General features: G+C 52.3%; 17 protein-coding genes and 1 riboswitch. Of the genes, 6 read left to right on the top strand and 11 right to left on the bottom strand.

Annotated features, from left to right (window positions below):
• Positions 1-291: 291 nt before the first annotated feature.
• Positions 292-1,149, bottom strand: a complete 858-nt coding sequence (murI, locus tag ACJHYR_RS18765; protein WP_001586526.1) for a glutamate racemase — start codon at positions 1,147-1,149, stop codon at positions 292-294.
• Positions 1,094-2,938, bottom strand: a complete 1,845-nt coding sequence (btuB, locus tag ACJHYR_RS18760) for a TonB-dependent vitamin B12 receptor BtuB (RefSeq protein WP_000591367.1) — start codon at positions 2,936-2,938, stop codon at positions 1,094-1,096. Before btuB ends, murI begins: the two co-directional genes overlap by 56 nt.
• A 64-nt stretch (positions 2,939-3,002) precedes the next feature.
• A riboswitch (cobalamin riboswitch) is annotated at positions 3,003-3,193 on the bottom strand.
• 113 nt (positions 3,194-3,306) lie between these two features.
• Here btuB and trmA point away from each other — a divergent pair.
• Entirely contained in the window at positions 3,307-4,407 is a 1,101-nt protein-coding gene (gene trmA / locus ACJHYR_RS18755; RefSeq protein ID WP_000187018.1) for a tRNA (uridine(54)-C5)-methyltransferase TrmA, read from the top strand.
• A 39-nt stretch (positions 4,408-4,446) separates the two neighbouring features.
• On the opposite strand, the gene ACJHYR_RS18750 is transcribed toward trmA, so the two are convergent.
• Together ACJHYR_RS18750 and fabR are read right to left on the bottom strand one after the other, a co-directional pair.
• A complete protein-coding gene (locus ACJHYR_RS18750; protein WP_000806411.1) occupies positions 4,447-4,806 on the bottom strand; it encodes a YijD family membrane protein in 360 nt (119 codons plus the stop codon).
• Positions 4,806-5,456, bottom strand: coding sequence for an HTH-type transcriptional repressor FabR (gene fabR, locus ACJHYR_RS18745; protein WP_001309117.1), 651 nt, complete (start codon positions 5,454-5,456; stop codon positions 4,806-4,808). Before fabR ends, ACJHYR_RS18750 begins: the two co-directional genes overlap by 1 nt.
• 331 nt (positions 5,457-5,787) lie before the next feature.
• On the opposite strand from fabR, the gene sthA reads away from it, so the two are divergent.
• The gene (gene sthA / locus ACJHYR_RS18740) at positions 5,788-7,188 is read left to right on the top strand and encodes a Si-specific NAD(P)(+) transhydrogenase (protein WP_001120830.1); all 1,401 of its coding nucleotides are present in this window, start codon (positions 5,788-5,790) and stop codon (positions 7,186-7,188) included.
• On the opposite strand, the gene oxyR is transcribed toward sthA, so the two are convergent.
• From oxyR to argC, 4 genes are all read right to left on the bottom strand, one after another.
• Positions 7,171-8,088: a DNA-binding transcriptional regulator OxyR gene (oxyR, locus tag ACJHYR_RS18735; protein WP_001025935.1), complete on the bottom strand. Its 918-nt coding sequence runs from the start codon at positions 8,086-8,088 to the stop codon at positions 7,171-7,173. The genes sthA and oxyR overlap by 18 nt on opposite strands.
• 266 nt (positions 8,089-8,354) lie before the next feature.
• Positions 8,355-9,728, bottom strand: coding sequence for an argininosuccinate lyase (gene argH, locus ACJHYR_RS18730; protein WP_001230087.1), 1,374 nt, complete (start codon positions 9,726-9,728; stop codon positions 8,355-8,357).
• 60 nt (positions 9,729-9,788) lie between these two features.
• A complete protein-coding gene (gene argB, locus ACJHYR_RS18725; RefSeq protein ID WP_001309116.1) occupies positions 9,789-10,565 on the bottom strand; it encodes an acetylglutamate kinase in 777 nt (258 codons plus the stop codon).
• Between the two features lie 7 nt (positions 10,566-10,572).
• Positions 10,573-11,577: an N-acetyl-gamma-glutamyl-phosphate reductase gene (argC, locus tag ACJHYR_RS18720; protein ID WP_000935365.1), complete on the bottom strand. Its 1,005-nt coding sequence runs from the start codon at positions 11,575-11,577 to the stop codon at positions 10,573-10,575.
• A gap of 153 nt (positions 11,578-11,730) precedes the next feature.
• Between argC and argE the strand changes: the two genes are divergently transcribed.
• The 4 genes from argE (at position 11,731) to ACJHYR_RS18700 (ending at position 18,828) form a co-directional block, all read left to right on the top strand.
• Positions 11,731-12,882, top strand: a complete 1,152-nt coding sequence (argE, locus tag ACJHYR_RS18715) for an acetylornithine deacetylase (RefSeq protein WP_014639372.1) — start codon at positions 11,731-11,733, stop codon at positions 12,880-12,882.
• A 301-nt stretch (positions 12,883-13,183) separates the two neighbouring features.
• The gene (ppc, locus tag ACJHYR_RS18710; protein ID WP_001005579.1) at positions 13,184-15,835 is read left to right on the top strand and encodes a phosphoenolpyruvate carboxylase; all 2,652 of its coding nucleotides are present in this window, start codon (positions 13,184-13,186) and stop codon (positions 15,833-15,835) included.
• Positions 15,836-16,017: 182 nt separating this feature from the next.
• The gene (locus tag ACJHYR_RS18705) at positions 16,018-17,751 is read left to right on the top strand and encodes a phosphoethanolamine transferase CptA (RefSeq protein ID WP_000556273.1); all 1,734 of its coding nucleotides are present in this window, start codon (positions 16,018-16,020) and stop codon (positions 17,749-17,751) included.
• A 225-nt stretch (positions 17,752-17,976) separates the two neighbouring features.
• Positions 17,977-18,828, top strand: coding sequence for an AraC family transcriptional regulator (locus ACJHYR_RS18700; RefSeq protein WP_000274636.1), 852 nt, complete (start codon positions 17,977-17,979; stop codon positions 18,826-18,828).
• Here ACJHYR_RS18700 and ACJHYR_RS18695 read toward each other — a convergent pair.
• Genes ACJHYR_RS18695 through ACJHYR_RS18685 form a run of 3 tightly spaced genes read right to left on the bottom strand, consistent with a single transcriptional unit; the run spans position 18,815 to position 22,299 of the window.
• Positions 18,815-19,156: a PTS fructose-like transporter subunit IIB gene (locus ACJHYR_RS18695; RefSeq protein ID WP_000323849.1), complete on the bottom strand. Its 342-nt coding sequence runs from the start codon at positions 19,154-19,156 to the stop codon at positions 18,815-18,817. The genes ACJHYR_RS18700 and ACJHYR_RS18695 overlap by 14 nt on opposite strands.
• Position 19,157: 1 nt before the next feature.
• Complete coding sequence (locus ACJHYR_RS18690) at positions 19,158-20,036, bottom strand: [formate-C-acetyltransferase]-activating enzyme (protein WP_000204151.1); 879 nt, start codon at positions 20,034-20,036, stop codon at positions 19,158-19,160.
• Complete coding sequence (locus tag ACJHYR_RS18685; RefSeq protein WP_000184828.1) at positions 20,002-22,299, bottom strand: formate C-acetyltransferase; 2,298 nt, start codon at positions 22,297-22,299, stop codon at positions 20,002-20,004. The genes ACJHYR_RS18690 and ACJHYR_RS18685 overlap by 35 nt, the downstream gene beginning before the upstream one ends.
• Positions 22,300-22,328 lie beyond the last annotated feature (29 nt).

Below are 22,328 nucleotides of genomic sequence, written 5' to 3'. Positions count from 1 at the left end.
CGACGTTAAGAATCCGTATCTTCGAGTGCCCACACAGATTGTCTGATAAATTGTTAAAGAGCAGTGCCGCTTCGCTTTTTCTCAGCGGCGCGGGGTGTGCATAATACGCTTCCCCGCTACAGAGTCAAGCATTTTTTTGCTTTTCTCTGTTGAGATTCTCAGGAGAACCCCGCTGACCCGGCGGCGTGCTTGCCGTTGTTCCGTGTCAGTGGTGGCGCATTATAGGGAGTTATTCCGGCCTGACAAGAGGAAATTTAAAATAATTTTCTGACCGCGCAACATTCAACCAAATCAGTCTAAAACTGCCAGTTTTTCGAGCGTTTTGAAGCCGTAACGCTGTAAAACGGGCAATAATTGTTCAGCTTCTGGCGTCATTGCCATACAAAAGGCAATATTCGCATCGGCAGATTTTGCATCCGGGGCTTCATGCTCTAGCAACCAGGCCGTTCGGCGAGCAATCGCTGCGCCAGAATCCACCAGCCGGGTTCCCTCTGGCAGCACCTGTAACAGTTCTTCTTGTAGTAGAGGGAAATGGGTACACCCCAGTACAACGGTATCTGGCGGCTCTTTCATTCTTAACCACGGACGCAAGATACGTTTTAGCGCATCCAGAGAAACATCTTCGCCATGCAGCTTCGCTTCAGCCAACTCAACCATCTCTGCCGAGCCCAGCATTTCTATCTGGCATTCATTAGCGAAACGCGCGATCAGCTCATGAGTATAAGAACGTTTAACAGTTCCGCGGGTTGCCAGTAATCCGACAATGCCATTTGCCGTCAGACGTGCAGCAGGTTTAATCGCCGGCACGACACCAACAACCGGGAAGTCGAACTTTTCGCGTAATGCAGGAAGCGAAACGGTACTGGCGGTGTTGCAAGCGACCACAGCCAGCGCAAGGGGATAACGTTCTTGCACCGCGGTGACAATTGCCACCACTCGCTCAACAATAAACGCTTCGCTTTTTTCGCCATACGGGAAAGCGACGTTATCGAAAGCATAAATGTAATGGAGATCCGGTAAGAGATGCCGGATCTCGTCATAGACCGACAACCCACCGACGCCGGAGTCAAACACCAGCACGGTGGGACGTGGTTCAGAAGGTGTAGCTGCCAGACAAGGTGTATTCCCGTCCTGCAGTTTGGTAGCCATAGACTGTCTCATAATCTTTGTCGAACAGGTTGGCTATTTTACCACGAACTGTCAGATGAGAGGTGACCGGATACGCAACCGCAAGATCCCACAAGCTCACACCGCCCATTTTAACGGTTTGATAAGGATAAGATGAGTAATCCTTATCATAGCGAGTGCCTAAATACTGATAAGTAATACCCCAGTCGAAGTCATACAATTGCCAGTCGAGCTGGTATTTCACCTGCTGTTTAGCACGGCGTAACAACGGCGTGTCGGTAATTGCATTGCGCGCATCGACATAATCATAACTCACAGTATGCGTCAGTGGTCCGGTATCAAAATTGGCGGTCGCCTCGACCCCCTTAATCCGCGCTTTCCCTTCGTTGTAATATTTCAGGGTGTGATCATCATAATCGATCAAATCACTGACATCGTTACGATATCCGGAAATACGCCAGTTCACCCCAGCGGTTAAGCCTTCAAACGCGCCTTCCCACTGTTTGCTTTTCTCAGGATTCAGATTCGGATTTCCGTAGAAACCATACAGTTGCCCAAGATTAGGTGCCTTGTACGACGTGCCATAAGAAGCGATAAAACGATAGCCTTCGATGAATTCCCAACCGGCACTCGTTTGCCAGGTTCCATGACGACCAAACTGTGAGTTATCGTCGCTGCGGGCTGCGCCTTCAAACGTAAAATCGCCGACTTGTTGCAATCCGGTCAGATAGATACCAGTGTTACGTTGATCATACCCATCCTCAACATAACCAGTACCCGGCGTCGTAGTCTGTTTCTGCCAGTCAACGCCCGCACCAATATTACCGTGGCCAACGGTAACGTTATTTGCCCACTGGACGGTGTACTGCTTCATCTCATCCAGCGTCGCGGACGAATCATAACGACCATAATGGGGATCGTAGTTGTAATCTTTGCTATGGCTATAGCTGGTAATGAGTTGTGATTTAATCAGTTCGCCGTTATAGCGCAGCCCGGCGTCCCAACTTTGGCTATAGAGTTTACGGGTATCGAGCAACGGTGAGCCAGGAGAATAATACGCGTCATAATTGGTACGGTTATCATAGCCATAGCCGCGCACAAAGCCGCTCCAGGCATCAGTAAAGTTATGCTCCAGCGCGCCATAAAGCGTTTTACTTAAAAAACCATCGTTATCTGTCTGCGCTTGCGTTCCGGTATTACCATAGGCAACAACATCATAACCATGAGTATGGGCATAATCGCCCAACAGCGTTACCCGTGTCTTATCCCCCAGTTGTTGCTGCGTGGAGACATCATAGTTCTGATAACTATTGCTTCCCCACCCTGCTGAAATTTCCGTTCCGGGTTCATCGCGCGTCGTGATGATATTCACCACCCCGCCTATTGCATCGGAACCATAAACGGCGGAGCGCGGCCCACGGATATATTCAACACGCTGGACAAGCGCAATAGGGAACTGGCTAAGGTCGGCAGAACCACTCACCCCCGCCAGATTCAGGCGTACGCCATCAATTAACACCAACACATGACTGGCATTTGTACCGCGAATAAAAATAGATGAGAGCTGACCTGAACCGCCGTTTTGGGTGATATCGACACCCGGAAGACGGCGCAGCACATCATTGACCGAGGTCGACTGCCAGCGGTCGATATCCTGACGCGTCACAACGGTGGTTGGTGCAAGCACAGTGCTGCGCGGCTGTTCAAAACGGTTAGCAGTAACGACGAGAGTATCCGGGCTGGTATCCTGTGCCCAAGCGGAAAAGGCTGTGACAGAACACGCCGTCAGCAGCGAAGCTTTTTTAATCATTGTAAAGCATCCACAATAGAAGAAGGATGCCGCAGGTTTCATCAATATTACGCGATGATGAGAACCAGATGCGACGTTGGCCGGCAGGTCTTCGGGCTTGGAGGGGTATCTAAGATACTAAGAGATGATGACTTCCCACCGAATGGCAGTGTCCGCATAACGCAATCATCGCACCTTTCCTTACCGCTGCGCGTCAGCTCCAGATTCGCACTGGATTCCCTATTAACTCACAGGACCGGCAAGTGGATGCTACAGGTTGTAACAAGTTACTGTCCAGACGTAGCTCACAAATAGGAATTCATCAAGATCTGGACATCTGATGAGCAATCCCTACAATCGCCGCGTACTTTAATTTTTCAGGATACATCATGACCCCCGAACACCTTCCAACAGAACAGTATGAAGCGCAGTTAGCCGAAAAAGTGGTACGTTTGCAAAGTATGATGGCACCGTTTTCTGACCTGGTTCCGGAAGTGTTTCGCTCGCCGGTCAGTCATTACCGGATGCGTGCGGAGTTCCGCATCTGGCACGATGGCGATGACCTGTATCACATCATTTTCGATCAACAAACCAAAAGCCGCATCCGCGTGGATAGCTTCCCCGCCGCCAGTGAACTTATCAACCAGTTGATGACGGCGATGATTGCGGGTGTGCGTAATAATCCCGTTCTGCGCCACAAGTTGTTCCAGATTGATTACCTCACCACGCTGAGTAATCAGGCGGTGGTTTCCCTGCTGTACCATAAGAAGCTGGATGATGAGTGGCGTCAGGAAGCGGAAGCCCTGCGCGATGCACTGCGAGCGCAGAATCTGAATGTGCATCTGATTGGTCGGGCAACGAAAACCAAAATCGAGCTGGATCAAGATTACATCGATGAACGTCTGCCGGTCGCAGGGAAAGAGATGATCTACCGTCAGGTAGAAAACAGCTTTACCCAGCCGAACGCGGCGATGAATATTCAGATGCTGGAATGGGCGCTGGACGTAACCAAAGGCTCAAAAGGCGATTTACTGGAGCTGTACTGCGGCAACGGTAACTTTTCATTAGCACTGGCGCGCAATTTTGATCGGGTATTAGCCACCGAAATCGCTAAGCCGTCGGTCGCTGCCGCGCAATACAACATTGCCGCTAACCATATTGATAACGTACAAATTATTCGTATGGCGGCAGAAGAATTTACTCAGGCGATGAATGGCGTACGCGAGTTTAACCGCCTGCAAGGGATCGATTTAAAGAGTTATCAGTGCGAAACCATTTTTGTCGACCCACCACGCAGCGGTCTGGACGGTGAAACCGAGAAAATGGTGCAGGCGTATCCACGTATTCTGTATATCTCCTGCAATCCGGAAACGTTATGCAAGAATCTGGAAACATTAAGCCAGACGCACAAGGTTGAACGTCTGGCTCTGTTTGATCAGTTCCCCTACACGCACCATATGGAGTGCGGCGTATTACTGACCGCGAAGTAAAACCCATGCCGGATGCATCAGCATCCGGCATGATTCCGATTACTCAGCAACTTCCTGCTTACGGTTACGCATCTTCGCGCCAATCCAGAACACCATAATGACGGAGAGTACTGCCGGGAAGAAGTTAGAGCCGATATCCGGATACTCCGCACGAACTACCGTGCTGTACAGCAGTACGCCGAGAATAAAACAGGCAGCAGCCAGACCCGGCAAGCCTACCGGCATGGTGCGATTAAGATAACGTTGATGCAGGCAATAAACCGTCAGCACCAGGGAAATAATCGGGAATACAGAAAATGGCACAATGGAGCTAAACAGCGCTGCGAAAGTACCATTAATCGATAAGCCAGCCACCAGCGCCAGCAGCAGCGTACCTCTATCTTGATTTGCTTGTTTCATTACTCGTCCTTCACATTTCCCGGAATAATTGCGGTTTTCTCTTGTTCACGGCGATACCAGTAATAAGCCCCTTTCGAAATCATTCGCAGTTGCAGTACCAGTCGCTCTTCTAATTGCCGACGTTGTTCGACGCCGACGTCCAACGCCTCGGCACCCGCACTGAAGACAATTGTCACCATTGCTTCGGCTTGCGCTTCAGTAAACGCACGCGGCATATGGTTTTCGAGTTCCAGATAGTCCGCAAGTTCCGCAATGAAGTGCTGAATTTCACGCGCAACGGCAGCACGAAACGCAGCGGAGGTGCCGGAGCGTTCCCGCAATAATAACCGGAAGGCGTTAGGATTATTACCGATGAACTCCATAAATGTGGAGACCGAGGTGCGGATCACACTCCCGCCTTTGGCGATACGCTGACGCGCCTGACGCATGAGTTGGCGTAGCATTAAACCGCTCTCATCAACCATGGTCAGACCCAGTTCGTCTACGTCGCGGAAATGCCGATAAAAAGAGGTGGGAGCAATGCCTGCTTCTCGTGCCACTTCACGCAAACTCAGGCTGGCGAAGCTGCGTTCAGCACTTAATTGGCTAAATGCGGCTTCCACCAGCGAACGGCGGGTTTTTTCTTTTTGTTGCGCTCTTACGCCCATCACGATGTCTGAATCCTTGCCAAAAGTACTGCTGGCACTATACCAGAGAATGAACATACTGGATTGCTCCAGTATTGTGAATGAACGGTAACGCAATAAAACATATTTACTGCAATTCTTTGGCCGGTTCTTTTACGTACAAAGGAAACCTGCCGCTTAAACGGAGAGTATCGTCGATAAAAATCCAATAAAACGTTCAGGTCAAAAGTAAGAAACAGATAAAGCAAAGCCCGCTCAAGTTATAGCCAGATAAATGACGGGGATCAATTGGCTTACCCGCGATAAAATGTTACCATTCTGTTGCTTTTATGTATAAGAACAGGTAAGCCCTACCATGCCACATTCCTACGATTACGATGCCATAGTAATAGGTTCCGGCCCCGGCGGCGAAGGCGCTGCAATGGGCCTGGTTAAGCAAGGTGCGCGCGTCGCAGTTATCGAGCGTTATCAAAGTGTTGGCGGCGGTTGCACCCACTGGGGCACCATCCCGTCGAAAGCTCTCCGTCACGCCGTCAGCCGCATTATAGAATTCAATCAAAACCCACTTTACAGCGACCATTCCCGACTGCTCCGCTCTTCTTTTGCCGATATCCTTAACCATGCCGATAACGTGATTAATCAACAAACGCGCATGCGTCAGGGATTTTACGAACGTAATCACTGTGAAATATTGCAGGGGAACGCTCGCTTTGTTGACGAGCATACGTTGGCGCTGGATTGCCCGGACGGCAGCGTCGAAACACTAACCGCTGAAAAATTTGTTATTGCCTGCGGCTCTCGTCCATATCATCCAACAGATGTTGATTTCACCCATCCACGCATTTACGACAGCGACTCAATTCTTAGCATGCACCACGAACCGCGCCATGTGCTGATTTACGGTGCTGGAGTGATCGGCTGTGAATATGCGTCGATCTTCCGCGGTATGGATGTAAAAGTGGATCTGATCAATACCCGCGATCGCCTGCTGGCATTTCTCGATCAAGAGATGTCAGATTCTCTCTCCTATCACTTCTGGAACAGTGGCGTAGTGATTCGTCACAACGAAGAGTACGAGAAGATCGAAGGCTGTGACGACGGTGTGATCATGCATCTGAAGTCGGGTAAAAAACTGAAAGCTGACTGTCTGCTCTATGCCAACGGTCGCACCGGTAATACCGATTCGCTGGCGTTACAGAACATTGGGCTGGAAACTGACAGTCGCGGACAGCTGAAGGTCAACAGCATGTATCAGACCGCACAGCCACACGTTTACGCGGTGGGCGACGTGATTGGTTATCCGAGCCTAGCGTCGGCGGCCTATGACCAGGGGCGCATTGCCGCGCAGGCGCTGGTGAAAGGCGAAGCCACCGCACATCTGATTGAAGATATCCCTACCGGCATTTACACCATCCCGGAAATCAGCTCTGTGGGCAAAACCGAACAGCAGCTGACCGCGATGAAAGTGCCGTATGAAGTGGGCCGCGCCCAGTTCAAACATCTGGCACGCGCACAAATCGTCGGCATGAACGTGGGCACGCTGAAAATTTTGTTCCATCGGGAAACAAAAGAGATTCTGGGTATTCACTGCTTTGGCGAGCGCGCTGCCGAAATTATTCATATCGGTCAGGCGATTATGGAACAGAAAGGTGGCGGCAACACTATTGAGTACTTCGTCAACACCACCTTTAACTACCCGACGATGGCGGAAGCCTATCGGGTAGCTGCGTTAAACGGTTTAAACCGCCTGTTTTAACACTTTATCGAAATGGCCATCCATTCTTGCGCGGATGGCCTCTGCCAGGTGCTCATAGCGGCTGCGCAGCGGTGAGCCCGGACGATAAACCAGCCCAATAGTGCGGCGAGGCTCCGGCTTAATGCACGGCAGATAAACAACTCCATCGCGTTTGCGCTCCGGCGGCACAGCCAGCGCTGGCAGTAAAGTGATCCCGCTACCTGCCGCCACCATGTTGCGCAGCGTCTCCAGGCTGGTCGCGCGGAAGTGTGTATCTTCATCCGCCCCGGCTTCAAAACAGAAACCCATTGCCTGATCGCGCAAACAGTGACCATCTTCCAGCATCAGCAGTTTTTCTCCTGCCAGATCGGCCATCGGTACGCATTCGCGGTTCGCCCACGGGTGATCTTCATAGATAGCCAGCAACATTGGCTCATCAAACAACGGCACTTCAATGAATGCTTCGCTCTCTTTCACCAGCGCGAGGATCACGCAATCGAGCTTGCCGCTGTCCAGTTGCGCCAGTAACTGGTGGGTCTGTGCTTCATGCAGATACATTTCCAGCTTTGGAAAGGTCTGGTGCAGCATCGGGATAATATGCGGTAGCAGGTACGGTCCAACCGTGGGAATCAAACCAATATGCAGCGGTCCGGACATCGTCTCGCCCTGCTGGCTTGCCATCTCTTTAAGGACTTTCACCTCACGCAGCACGGTACGCGCCTGATCCACCAGCAGCATTCCCGCCTGGGTGAACAACACTTTACGGCTGGTCCGCTCCAGCAACATCACGCCCAACTCATCTTCCAGCTTACGAATTTGCCCGCTAAGCGTCGGCTGGCTAACGTGGCAGGAATCTGCCGCACGCCGAAAATGGCGGTGTTCGGCCAATGCCACCAGGTACTCAAGATCACGAATATTCATTATCCATCCTCCATTGCCACGATAGTTCGCGGCGATAGGTAGCATAGCAACGAACGATTATCCCTATCAAGCATTCTGACTGATAATTGCTCACAGAAACGGAGCGGCACCTCTTTTAACCCTTGAAGTCACTGCCCGTTTCGAGAGTTTCTCAACTCGAATAACTAAAGCCAACGTGAACTTTTGCGGATCTCCAGGATCCGCTTTTTTTTGCCATAAAAAAGCCCGGCGATAAGCCAGGCTCAAATTTGTACATATAAATGTTCTTACCCCAACCGCGCCTGCGCAAAAGCAATCGCCTGCGCCACCTGCTGCGGTGAGACGCCGCCTTTTGCCGCACGCTTGTCGAGGCACGATTGCAGCGACAGAATCGGATAGACATCTTCGTCAATCACCTGACTGAATTTCTGCAACTCACTGAGTGGCAGATCTTCCAGCGGTTTGCCCTGACGAATGGCTTCCACCACCGCTTCACCAACAATATGGTGCGCCTCGCGGAACGGTACGCCTTTCGCCACCAGGTAATCCGCCAGTTCAGTGGCGTTGGCGTAACCCTGCTGAGCCGCTTCCTGGCAACGCGGACGTTTCACCTGAATGCCGTCCAGCACCAACGCCGCCATATGCAGGCAGTCCAGCCAGGTATCGAGCGCGTCGAACAGACCTTCTTTGTCTTCCTGCATATCTTTGTTGTAAGCCAGCGGCAAACCTTTCAGCGTCATCATCATGCCGGTTAACGCGCCCTGCACACGACCGCATTTACCGCGAATCAGCTCCAGCGCATCCGGGTTTTTCTTCTGCGGCATCAATGATGAACCGGAAGTCACGCGGTCAGAAAGCTCGACAAACCCCGCTTCGCCGGTGTTAAAGAAAATCAGATCTTCAGCAAAACGCGACAGATGCACCATGCCGATAGCGGCAGCAGACAGCAGTTCCAGCACGTGGTCACGGTCAGAAACGCTGTCGAGACTGTTACGGGTCGCTGAGGCAAATCCCAGCCAGCCTGCTAATTGTTCACGGTCGATTTCATAGGCCGTTCCCGCCAGCGCACCACAGCCTAGCGGGCTGACATCCAGACGCTTAAGTGCATCCTGCAAGCGGCTTTCATCACGCGCCAACATCTCAACATAGGCCAGGCACCAGTGCGCGAACGTCACCGGCTGGGCGCGTTGCAGGTGAGTGTAACCTGGCATCACCGCGTCCTGATTGTTTTGTGCGGTTTCCACCAGCGCCGATTGCAGCTGCCGGTTAGCCGTCAGCAACTCGCTAACGGTATCTTTGCACCACAGTTTCAGGTCAGTCGCTACCTGATCATTACGGCTACGCCCGGTGTGCAGTTTTTTGCCTAACTGACCCACTTTGTCGATCAGTTTGCCTTCCACCCAGCTATGGATATCTTCGGCGTCGCTTTCAAGGATTTGTTGTGGCCTGGCGCGAACATCTTCCAGCAGCACGTTCAGCGCCTCTTCCAGTTGCGCCTGTTCTTCTGCGGTCAGCACACCGACCGTTACCAGGGCTTTGGACCAGGCCACAGAGCCAACAATATCCTGCTCCGCCAGACGGTAATCAAAGCGCAGTGAGTCGTTGAATTGTTTGAACCGTTGATCTGCTGCCTGGGTAAAACGCCCGCCCCAAAGTGCCATAACTCTGTTTCCTTATTTTGAAATTTAATGCCGGAAAGCTGCGCCTCCGGCTAACAAAACTTAAGCTAAAATCCGCGTACCCATCGGCATACCGTTAAACAGTGCCGGAAGCTGTTCCGCATGACGCCAGGAGGCGATATCCACCGGGCGGCCCAGCGTGCGCGCAGCATCCAGCGCCGCGTTCACTTTCACTATCATGCCGTCAGTAATAATGCCCTGCTCAATCAGTTGTTCTGCTTTCGCGGCGGTCATTTCGGCAATACGTTGCCCTTTGCCGTCGAGAATGCCACTGACGTCGGAGAGCAAAATCAGATCCGCGCCCAGCGTTGCCGCCAGCGCCGTCGCTGCCTGGTCAGCATTGACGTTCATCAGTTGCCCTTCGTCTGTTACGCCAATGGAGCTGACCACCGGCAGATAACCGTTCTCCAGCAAGGAGTTGATAAGCTTAGGCGAACCTGGCTGCGCCAGTCCAACATGGCCTAACTCTTCATCAAGCTGGGTCACTTTGACGCTGTCGCCGTCACCGAGAAACAAACCTACGGCCGCAATCTGATGTTTCTTCGCCCATGCCAGCAGGGTTTTATTTGCCGTTCCCGCCAGTGCTCCGGTGATAATGTCAATCTGATCAGCAGGCGTCACCCGCAGGCCGTTTTTCTTTTTCACCGGCAGATTCAGCCCTTTCATCAGCTCATCCACCACGCAACCGCCGCCGTGCACAATCACCAGCGGACGCTGATGTGACACACGATAATTCACCAGTGCACTAAACAGACGTTCCAGCGCCTCTTCACTATCCAGCAGTACGCCGCCCAGTTTGATAATTAATGGATTCATCATTGCACCCTTAAATAAGAGACTGCGTTTCCGCATAGCCGAAACGAATATTGGCGCACTGTACCGCTTGTGCCGCCGCGCCTTTCAGTAAGTTGTCTTCGGTCGCCACAATAATCAGATGCTCGCCCTGAACGGCAAACCCGATATCGCAAAATGGCAGCCCAACGACATTTTTCAGCGCCGGAACGCCTTTGTCATACAATCGCACCAGCGGTTTATGGGCATACGCCTGCTGTAACACTTGCGCGACTTGCGCCTGGGTCACACCCGGTTTCAGGCGGCAGGTAATGGTTTCGAGAATGCCGCGCGGGAAATTGCCCAGATGCGGGGTGAAGATAACGTCAGCACCGAGGTGTGTGGCGATCTCTGGTTGATGGCGATGGGTAAAGACGCCATACGGTTGTAGGCTAACTTCACAAAAACTATTTGAAATCGCTGCCTTACGTCCTGCACCGCTCACACCGCTGGTGGCGTTGATTACCGGCCACTGATTGAGGTCAAGAAGATCGGCATCAATCAACGGTTTCAGCGCCAGCTGTGCCGCCGTCGGATAACAGCCTGGCACGGCAATCAAGTTCGCTTCTTTTAATTTATTACCGCACCACTCGGCCAGACCGTAGGCTGCCTGTTCCAGCAGTTCCGGATACTGATGGGTAAAGCCGTAATATTTTTCATAGAAGGTGGCGTCGTTAACACGAAACGCGCCGGAAAGGTCGAACACCACGCAGCCGGCTTCAAGAAATTGCGGCGCTAAATCGTGGCTAACTTCATGGGCGGTGGCGAGAAACACCACGTCCACCCCTGGGCTAAACTCGCTGATATCCGACATCGGCTGCAACGGCAGATCAACGATGCCTTTTAGCTGCGGATGCAAATCGGAGATTAACTTTCCCGCATCATTGCTTTGCGCTGAAACAGTCAAAGCGGTTATGTTCATATGCGGATGGCGATTTACATAGGTCACTAGCTCTGCGCCAGCGTAGCCGCTGGCACCCACAATCAGCGTATTCAACATCGGGGCTATTCACCTTCTTATGTCTGGTTGCCAGGTTAAACGTAAAACATTCACCTTACGGCTGGTGGGTTTTATTACGCTCAACGTTAGTGTATTTTTATTCATAAATACTGCATGAATATTGATACTATCATGACCAGAGGTGTGTCAACAATGAAAAACAAATTACCGCCATTTATCGAGATTTACCGTGCTCTGATTGCCACACCTTCAATAAGCGCCACGGAAGAGGCACTCGATCAAAGCAATGCAGATTTAATCACTCTGCTGGCGGACTGGTTTAAAAATTTAGGCTTCAATGTGGAAGTGCAGCCTGTGCCAGGAACTCGCAACAAATTTAATATGCTGGCCAGTACCGGACAGGGGGCTGGCGGCTTGTTGCTGGCGGGGCATACCGATACGGTGCCATTTGATGACGGACGCTGGACGCGCGATCCGTTTACACTGACGGAGCATGACGGCAAGCTTTACGGCTTAGGCACCGCCGACATGAAAGGCTTTTTTGCGTTTATCCTTGATGCGCTACGCGATGTCGACGTCACGAAACTGAAAAAACCGCTCTACATTCTGGCGACTGCCGATGAAGAAACCAGTATGGCCGGAGCGCGTTATTTTGCCGAAACTACTGCCCTGCGCCCGGATTGCGCCATCATTGGCGAACCGACGTCACTACAACCGGTACGCGCACATAAAGGTCATATCTCTAACGCCATCCGTATTCAGGGCCAGTCGGGCCACTCCAGCGATCCAGCACGCGGAGTTAACGCTATCGAACTGATGCACGACGCCATCGGGCATATTTTGCAATTGCGCGATAAGCTGAAAGAACGTTATCACTACGAAGCGTTTACCGTGCCATACCCCACGCTCAACCTCGGGCATATTCACGGTGGCGACGCTTCTAACCGTATTTGTGCTTGCTGTGAGTTGCATATGGATATTCGTCCGCTGCCAGGCATGACACTCAATGAACTTAATGGTTTGCTCAACGATGCATTGGCTCCAGTGAGCGAACGCTGGCCGGGTCGTCTGACGGTCGACGAGCTGCATCCGCCGATCCCTGGCTATGAATGCCCACCGAATCATCAACTGGTTGAAGTGGTTGAGAAATTGCTCGGAGCAAAGACCGAAGTGGTGAATTACTGTACCGAAGCGCCGTTTATTCAAACGTTATGCCCGACGCTGGTTCTGGGGCCTGGCTCAATTAATCAGGCTCATCAGCCTGATGAATATCTGGAGACGAGGTTTATCAAGCCCACCCGCGAACTGATCACCCAGGTGATTCACCATTTTTGCTGGCATTAAAACGTAGGCCAAACAATGTCGGATGCGATGCTTGCACATCTTATCCGACCTACACCTTTGGTGTTAATTGAGACGATTTTTTAACATTCCCATAAGTTACGCTTATTTAAAGCGTCGTGAATTTAATGGCGTAAATTCCTGCTATTTATTCGTTTGCTGAAGCGATTTCGCAGCATTTGACGTCACCGCTTTTACGTGGCTTTATAAAAGACGACGAAAAGCAAAGCCCGAGCATATTCGCGCCAATGCGACGTGAAGGATACAGGGCTATCAAACGATAAGATGGGGTGTCTGGGGTAATATGAACGAACAATATTCCGCATTGCGTAGTAATGTCAGTATGCTCGGCAAAGTGCTGGGAGAAACCATCAAGGATGCGTTGGGAGAACACATTCTTGAACGCGTAGAAACTATCCGTAAGTTGTCGAAATCTTCACGCGCTGGCAATGATGCTAACCGCCAGGAGTTGCTCACCACCTTACAAAATTTGTCGAACGACGAGCTGCTGCCCGTTGCGCGTGCGTTTAGTCAGTTCCTGAACCTGGCCAACACCGCCGAGCAATACCACAGCATTTCGCCGAAAGGCGAAGCTGCCAGCAACCCGGAAGTGATCGCCCGCACCCTGCGTAAACTGAAAAACCAGCCGGAACTGAGCGAAGACACCATCAAAAAAGCAGTGGAATCGCTGTCGCTGGAACTGGTCCTCACGGCTCACCCAACCGAAATTACCCGTCGTACACTGATCCACAAAATGGTGGAAGTGAACGCCTGTTTAAAACAGCTCGATAACAAAGATATCGCTGACTACGAACACAACCAGCTGATGCGTCGCCTGCGCCAGTTAATCGCCCAGTCATGGCATACCGATGAAATCCGTAAGCTGCGCCCAAGCCCGGTAGATGAAGCCAAATGGGGCTTTGCTGTAGTAGAAAACAGCCTGTGGCAAGGCGTACCGAATTACCTGCGCGAACTGAACGAACAACTGGAAGAGAACCTCGGCTACAAACTGCCCGTCGAATTTGTTCCGGTGCGTTTTACCTCGTGGATGGGTGGTGACCGCGACGGCAACCCGAACGTCACGGCCGATATCACCCGCCACGTCCTGCTGCTCAGCCGTTGGAAAGCCACCGATCTGTTCCTGAAAGATATTCAGGTGCTGGTTTCTGAACTGTCGATGGTTGAAGCAACCCCTGAACTGCTGGCGCTGGTCGGCGAAGAAGGTGCCGCAGAACCGTATCGCTATCTGATGAAAAACCTGCGTTCTCGCCTGATGGCGACACAGGCATGGCTGGAAGCGCGCCTGAAAGGCGAAGAACTGCCAAAACCAGAAGGCCTGCTGACACAAAACGAAGAACTGTGGGAACCGCTCTACGCTTGCTACCAGTCCCTTCAGGCATGTGGCATGGGTATTATCGCCAACGGCGATCTGCTCGACACTCTGCGTCGCGTGAAATGTTTCGGCGTACCGCTGGTGCGCATTGATATCCGCCAGGAGAGCACCCGCCATACCGAAGCATTGGGCGAGCTGACCCGCTATCTCGGCATCGGCGATTATGAAAGCTGGTCAGAGGCCGACAAACAGGCATTCCTGATCCGCGAACTGAACTCCAAACGTCCGCTTCTGCCGCGCAACTGGCAACCAAGCGCCGAAACGCGCGAAGTGCTCGATACCTGCCAGGTGATTGCCGAAGCACCGCAAGGCTCCATTGCCGCCTACGTGATCTCGATGGCGAAAACGCCGTCCGACGTGCTGGCTGTCCACCTGCTGCTGAAAGAAGCGGGTATCGGCTTTGCGATGCCGGTTGCTCCGCTGTTTGAAACTCTCGATGACCTGAACAACGCCAACGATGTCATGACTCAGCTACTGAATATCGACTGGTATCGCGGCCTGATTCAGGGCAAACAGATGGTGATGATTGGCTATTCCGACTCAGCAAAAGATGCGGGCGTGATGGCGGCTTCCTGGGCGCAATATCAGGCACAGGATGCATTAATCAAAACCTGCGAAAAAGCGGGTATTGAACTGACGTTGTTCCACGGTCGCGGCGGTTCCATTGGTCGCGGCGGCGCACCTGCTCATGCGGCGCTGCTGTCACAACCGCCAGGAAGCCTGAAAGGCGGCCTGCGCGTGACTGAACAGGGCGAGATGATCCGCTTTAAATATGGTCTGCCAGAAATCACCGTCAGCAGCCTGTCGCTGTACACCGGGGCGATTCTGGAAGCCAACCTGCTGCCACCACCTGAGCCGAAAGAGAGCTGGCGTCGCATTATGGATGAACTGTCAGTCATCTCCTGCGATCTCTACCGTGGCTACGTACGTGAAAACAAAGATTTTGTGCCTTACTTCCGCTCCGCTACGCCGGAACAGGAACTGGGCAAACTGCCGTTGGGTTCACGTCCGGCGAAACGTCGCCCGACTGGCGGCGTCGAGTCGCTGCGCGCCATTCCGTGGATTTTTGCATGGACGCAAAACCGCCTGATGCTCCCCGCCTGGCTGGGTGCAGGTACGGCACTGCAAAAAGTGGTCGAAGATGGCAAACAGAGCGAGCTGGAGGCTATGTGCCGCGATTGGCCATTCTTCTCGACGCGTCTCGGCATGCTGGAGATGGTCTTCGCCAAAGCAGACCTGTGGCTGGCGGAGTACTATGATCAACGTCTGGTAGACAAAGCACTGTGGCCGTTAGGTAAAGAGTTACGCAATCTGCAAGAAGAAGACATCAAAGTGGTGCTGGCGATTGCCAACGATTCCCATCTGATGGCCGATCTGCCGTGGATTGCAGAGTCTATTCAGCTACGGAATATTTACACCGACCCGCTGAACGTATTGCAGGCCGAGTTGCTGCACCGCTCCCGCCAGGCAGAAAAAGAAGGCCAGGAACCGGATCCTCGCGTCGAACAGGCGTTAATGGTCACTATTGCCGGGATTGCGGCAGGTATGCGTAATACCGGCTAATCTTCCCCTCCTGCAAACCCTCGTGCTTTTGCGCGAGGGTTTTCTGAAATACTTCTGTTCTAACACCCTCGTTTTCAATATATTTCTGTCTGCATTTTATTCAAATTCTGAATATACCTTCAGATATCCTTAAGGAATTGTCGTTACATTCGGCGATATTTTTTTCAAGACAGGTTCTTACTATGCATTCCACAGAAGTCCAAGCTAAACCCCTTTTTAGCTGGAAAGCCCTGGGTTGGGCACTGCTCTACTTTTGGTTTTTCTCTACTCTGCTACAGGCCATTATTTACATCAGTGGTTATAGTGGCACTAACGGCATTCGCGACTCGCTGTTATTCAGTTCGCTGTGGTTGATCCCGATATTCCTCTTTCCGAAGCGGATTAAAATTATTGCCGCAGTGATCGGCGTGGTGCTATGGGCGGCCTCTCTGGCGGCGCTGTGCTACTACGTCATCTACGGTCAGGAGTTCTCGCAGAGCGTTCTGTTTGTGATGTTTGAAACCAACACCAACGAAGCCAGCGAGTATTTAAGCCAGTATTTCAGCCTGAAAATTGTGCTTATCGCGCTGGCCTATACGGCGGTGGCAGTTCTGCTGTGGACACGCCTGCGCCCGGTCTATATTCCAAAGCCGTGGCGTTATGTTGTCTCTTTTGCCCTACTTTATGGCTTGATTCTGCATCCGATCGCCATGAATACGTTTATCAAAAACAAGCCATTTGAGAAAACGTTGGATAACCTGGCATCGCGTATGGAGCCTGCCGCACCGTGGCAATTCCTGACCGGCTATTATCAGTATCGTCAGCAACTAAACTCGCTAACAAAGCTACTGAATGAAAATAATGCCTTGCCGCCGCTGGCGAATTTCAAAGATGAATCGGGTAACGAACCGCGCACTTTAGTGCTGGTGATTGGCGAGTCGACCCAGCGTGGCCGCATGAGTCTGTACGGTTATCCGCGTGAAACCACGCCGGAGCTGGATGCGCTGCATAAAACCGATCCGAATCTGACCGTGTTTAATAACGTGGTGACGTCTCGTCCGTACACCATTGAAATCCTGCAACAGGCGCTGACCTTTGCCAATGAAAAGAACCCGGATCTGTATCTGACGCAGCCGTCGCTGATGAACATGATGAAACAGGCGGGTTATAAAACCTTCTGGATCACCAACCAGCAGACGATGACCGCCCGCAATACCATGCTGACGGTATTTTCGCGCCAGACCGACAAGCAGTACTACATGAACCAGCAACGTACGCAGAGTGCGCGTGAATACGACACCAACGTGCTGAAGCCGTTCCAGGAAGTGCTGAATGACCCTGCGCCGAAGAAACTGATCATCGTTCATCTGCTGGGTACGCATATCAAATACAAATACCGCTACCCGGAAAATCAGGGCAAGTTTGATGGCAATACCGATCATGTTCCGCCGGGACTAAGCGCAGAAGAGCTGGAGTCATATAACGATTATGACAACGCTAACCTGTATAACGATCATGTGGTTGCCAGCCTGATTAAAGACTTTAAAGCAGCAGACCCGAACGGTTTCCTGGTTTACTTCTCTGACCACGGTGAAGAGGTTTACGACACGCCGCCGCACAAAACTCAGGGGCGTAATGAGGACAACCCGACGCGTCATATGTACACCATTCCGTTCCTGCTGTGGACGTCAGAAAAATGGCAAGCGACTCATCCGCGTGATTTCTCGCAGGATGTTGATCGTAAATACAGCCTGGCGGAACTGATCCACACCTGGTCAGATTTGGCGGGTTTATCTTACGACGGTTACGATCCAACCCGTTCAGTGGTGAATCCGCAGTTCAAAGAAACTACCCGCTGGATTGGTAACCCGTATAAGAAAAATGCGCTGATCGATTACGACACACTGCCGTATGGCGATCAGGTGGGTAATCAGTAATTATCAGCCAAGTGCTATTTGCCGGATGCGACGCTTGACGCGTCTTATCCGGCCTACAGATCGCGGCGGTAGGCAGGATAAGGCGTTTACGCCGCATCCGGCAATACAAGTCGACTGAAACTGCCGCAATGTTTACATCGAACTCCCCTCAGGCCACACTTTTCAGGTGGCCTTTTTTAATAATGCCAGTTACTGTTTTCCCGTCTACATACCTAAGGGAATAACATGTATCACGACGTCAGCTATCTGCTCTCCCGCCTGATCAACGGCCCGCTGTCCCTGCGCCAGATTTACTTTGCCAGCAGTAACGGCCCGGTGCCCGATCTTGCGTATCAGGTCGATTTTCCACGGCTGGAAATTGTGCTGGAAGGTGAGTTTGTTGATACCGGTGCTGGAGCAACGTTAGTTCCCGGCGATGTGCTGTACGTTCCTGCTGGTGGCTGGAATTTTCCACAATGGCAAGCCCCCGCCACTACCTTTAGCGTGCTGTTTGGCAAACAGCAACTCGGCTTCAGCGTCGTGCAATGGGATGGCAAACAATATCAAAATCTGGCGAAGCAACACGTCGCCCGGCGCGGCCCACGCATAGGTTCTTTTCTGCTACAAACGCTCAATGAAATGCAAATGCAGCCGCAGGAGCAGCAAACGGCAAGGCTTATCGTCGCCAGCCTGCTTAGCCACTGCCGCGATTTGCTTGGCAGCCAAATCCAGACCGCCTCACGCAGCCAGGCACTATTCGAAGCTATTCGCGATTATATCGACGAACGCTATGCCTCCGCGCTTACCCGCGAATCTGTCGCACAGGCGTTCTATATTTCACCAAACTATCTCTCGCACCTGTTTCAAAAAACAGGGGCCATTGGTTTTAACGAATACCTGAATCACACGCGACTGGAGCACGCTAAGACGTTATTGAAAGGCTATGACCTGAAGGTAAAAGAAGTGGCGCACGCCTGCGGCTTTGTCGACAGCAACTACTTCTGCCGTCTGTTTCGTAAAAATACCGAACGCTCGCCGTCGGAATATCGTCGTCAGTACCACAGCCAACTGACAGAAAAACCGACTACTCCAGAATAAGATGGGTTTGCTGCGGCGCAGAAAGCACTTTGCGCACCGCGCTCATCACCCGCTGCGGCTCACGCAGGAAAGCGTAGATGCTGCATTGCACATAGCGGCAATGTTCAAATCGCTCAGCACCGGCAAGCTCGATATCCGTAATTAACAGCGCAACATCCGCCCGGCGGATATCCTCGTCCGCTAAACGATTCTCCGTTCCCAACGCGCCCTGGGTTTCAATGCTGACGCCCCACTTCTCTAACTGGCACAACTTTTCCAGCCGTTCCGCCGCCATATATGTATGCGCCACGCCGCTTACGCAGGCGGTTACTGCCACCAGGTATGCCATTTTAACCTCCCACGGTAACCTGAAATCCGGCCCGTTCTGCCATTTCGCGCATCGTTGTCACATCGGCTGACGACGGCGCAGCAACATCTTTCATCGACCATGTTTTCCCCAGCAGGCGGTATTTCGGTTCGCCGTACTGATGAAACGGTAACAGATGGATCTGCCTGATATTCAGCGGGATCAGTACATCCAGCGCCTGCTGCATATTCTCCCGGCTGAGTGTGAAACCAGGGATCAGCGGTAAACGCGGGATCACGTTGACACCCTCACTCACCAGCAAACGCAAATTCTCCAGCACGCGTGGCAGGTTCATCTTCACCACATCCCGCGCCTGAGTCACATCCATAATTTTTAAATCGAACAACACTTCATCGCACAATTTCGCCAGCGGTAACAACTTGCTGGTTGGCGCGTCTCCGGCAGTTTCAATGGCGCATGACACCCCCCAAAGCCGAAGTCGCTGTAAAAAACGGGTAGCAAACTCCGCCTGCATTAACACTTCGCCGCCAGAAAGCGTGACGCCGCCGCCGGACGTGCGAAAGAAAATGTCATCTTTCATCACTTCCCGTTCTAGCGCGTCAAGGCTGATATCGCGACCAATCCGTTCAAACGCCCCGGACGGGCATTCATCCGCATCACGCAAACATTTCGCACAGTGCAGACATTTCGCCTCTCTGCGTACCGTCTGGATTTTGCCGGAGATCGACTCCGGATTAGCACACCACGGGCAAAGATGCGGACAGCCTTTAAAAAAGACCACCGTACGAATGCCCTCGCCGTCATTCAGTGAATAACGCTGAATGTTGAAAATGCGCGCCACATCATTGCGGCGCGTTTCCACAACGTTACAGCTGATGCGCTGTCCGGCGGATGATGTCATCCTGGATCTCCTTCGACAGTTCGACAAAGAAGGCGCTGTATCCGGCAACGCGCACCACCAGCCCGGCATAATCTTGTGGGCGCTGTTGCGCTTCCCGCAACGTGTCGGCGTTCACCACGTTAAACTGAATATGCTGCAACTTAAGCTGGGTAAACGCCCGTAAGAAGTCGGCCAGTTTGCGTAATCCCGCTTCACCTTCCAGGGTCGCCGGAGTGAATTTCACGTTCAGCAACGTACCGTTAGACAGCAGCGTATTATCGAGCTTACTGACTGACTTCAGTACCGCCGTTGGCCCTTGTGCGTCCTGACCCAGCATAGGTGACAAGCCGCCGTCTGCCAGTTGTTCCCCGGCAAAACGACCGTCTGGCGTCGCGCCAACCACCGATCCCAACGGGACGTGAGCAGAAACGGTATACGATCCCGGCGTGAAGTAGCCGCCGCGCGGGTTCTGGTATTTTTCCACTTCTTTGCAGTAGTGGCGTAACAGTTCGGCGCTGATGTTATCCACCTCGTCGATATCGTTACCGTATTTCTCGAAGCGGTTAATTAAGCGAGCACGGACTTTTTCGCCTTCTGGCGTTGCGAAGTTGGCTTTTAATACCGACAGCAATTCGTCAAAACTTAAACGCTGTTGCTCAAAAACCATACCTTTCAACGCATGGAGAGAATCGCTCAGGTTGGCGATACCGATCCCCTGTACGCCGGAGAAGTTATAACGCGCACCGCCATCGGTAATATCGCGGCCTTTTTCCAGACAATCGCTGATAAACGATGAGAGCAGCGGTACAGGTGCCCAGTCACGGTGACCGATATCGCAAATATTGCTGCCCTCAACCATCAGGGTGATGTAGTGGCTGATCTTGGCGCGGATCTGCTCCAGTAAACCTTCATAAGTCAGCGCAGCGTTGCCTTCATTTTCATGCAGGCAGATTTCCATCACTTTCAGCAGATTAAACATCGCGATGTCATGCAAGCCGTAGGTTCTGCCGGGAATAGATAATTCCACACAGCCCACTACGGAATAGTCGCGTGCATCTTCCAGCGAAACGCCACGGTTGAGGAACGCTGGCACCACCACTTCATCGTTAAAGATTTGCGGAATACCGGTGCCGAGGCGAATGGTTTCGGCGGTTTTCATCAGGAACGGCGTGTCGATCAAGGCGTTAGTGCGCACCCCCAGGTTCGGTTGCGGTAATTGCACACTTTGATAGGCGTCGAGACAGAGGAACGAAAGTACGTTCACCGCGCTACGTCCGTTCTCGGTTAACCCGCCGAGCAGTGCGGTATAGCCGGTCGGGAAACCGGCGAAATAACGCGCGCTACTGGTGGAGCGCAACAGCACGATGTCGTTGCATTTCACCCATAAAGATTCGAGCAGTTCTTTCAGGAACGCCGGATCTTCGCCCTGGGTTAATGATGCCTGATAGAACGGCAACATATACTGGTCGAAGCGCCCTAAAGACAGCGAACTGGCGTTGGATTCGTATTGCAGAATGATGTTCATGTACCAGAATAACTGGCACGCCTGCCAGAACGTCTGCGGCTTATGTTGCGCGTTATGGCGGGAGATCTCCGCAATAGTCAGCAGCTCTTCGCGACGCTGGGCATCTGTGCAGTTTGCCGCCATCGTTTCCGCCAGTTCGGCGTAACGCAAAATGTGTTTCTGCGAGGCTTCCAGCAGTAACAACGCGGCCTGATAAAAGTGATTCTCCGGCTGTTGCTGACAATGTTGCTGCATTTGCGCTACCAGCTCACCCAGCCCGTGATTCAGCAGGCGCGGGTAATCAATAATAATGTGCCCCTGGCCTTTATCCGTCTGGTTGATGCTGAAAATCTGCGTGCTGGTCGCGGCTTTTACTTCATCCGTCATCTGCCCGTTAATGAAATCTTTCATCGAACGTTTTTCCCAGTACGGGAACAACTCTTCACGGTAGATACGTTTATCTTCTTCGCTGATAGCAAAGCGGTCCTGCGGACGCGTCGGGAATTGATCCAGCTCTTTCAGCAGCCAGTAAGGGTCCATTTCCGGCGACATAATCCCGGCGCGCGGTTTTACGGTGCGGTTACCGGCAATCAGTTCTTCATCACGAATCGAAATTTCAACATGTTCAAGGATATACGCTGTTGCTTTCGCCCGGCGCAATATCACCGGTTCGCCTTCGGTTTGCCGATGGCTGGCGGTATAAAGCAGCGCACGCTCCAGCGAGATTTCACGGGTATTGGCAAACAGTGCAGTTTTGAGGCGAGAGATACGATTCGTCATGAGGAACTCCTGTGGGAAAGCGAACCCGC

This window comes from Escherichia sp. WS1450 (genome assembly GCF_046487395.1).
In the GTDB taxonomy this organism is placed as follows: domain Bacteria; phylum Pseudomonadota; class Gammaproteobacteria; order Enterobacterales; family Enterobacteriaceae; genus Escherichia; species Escherichia coli.
This window is presented reverse-complemented; position numbering and strand designations above follow the sequence as displayed.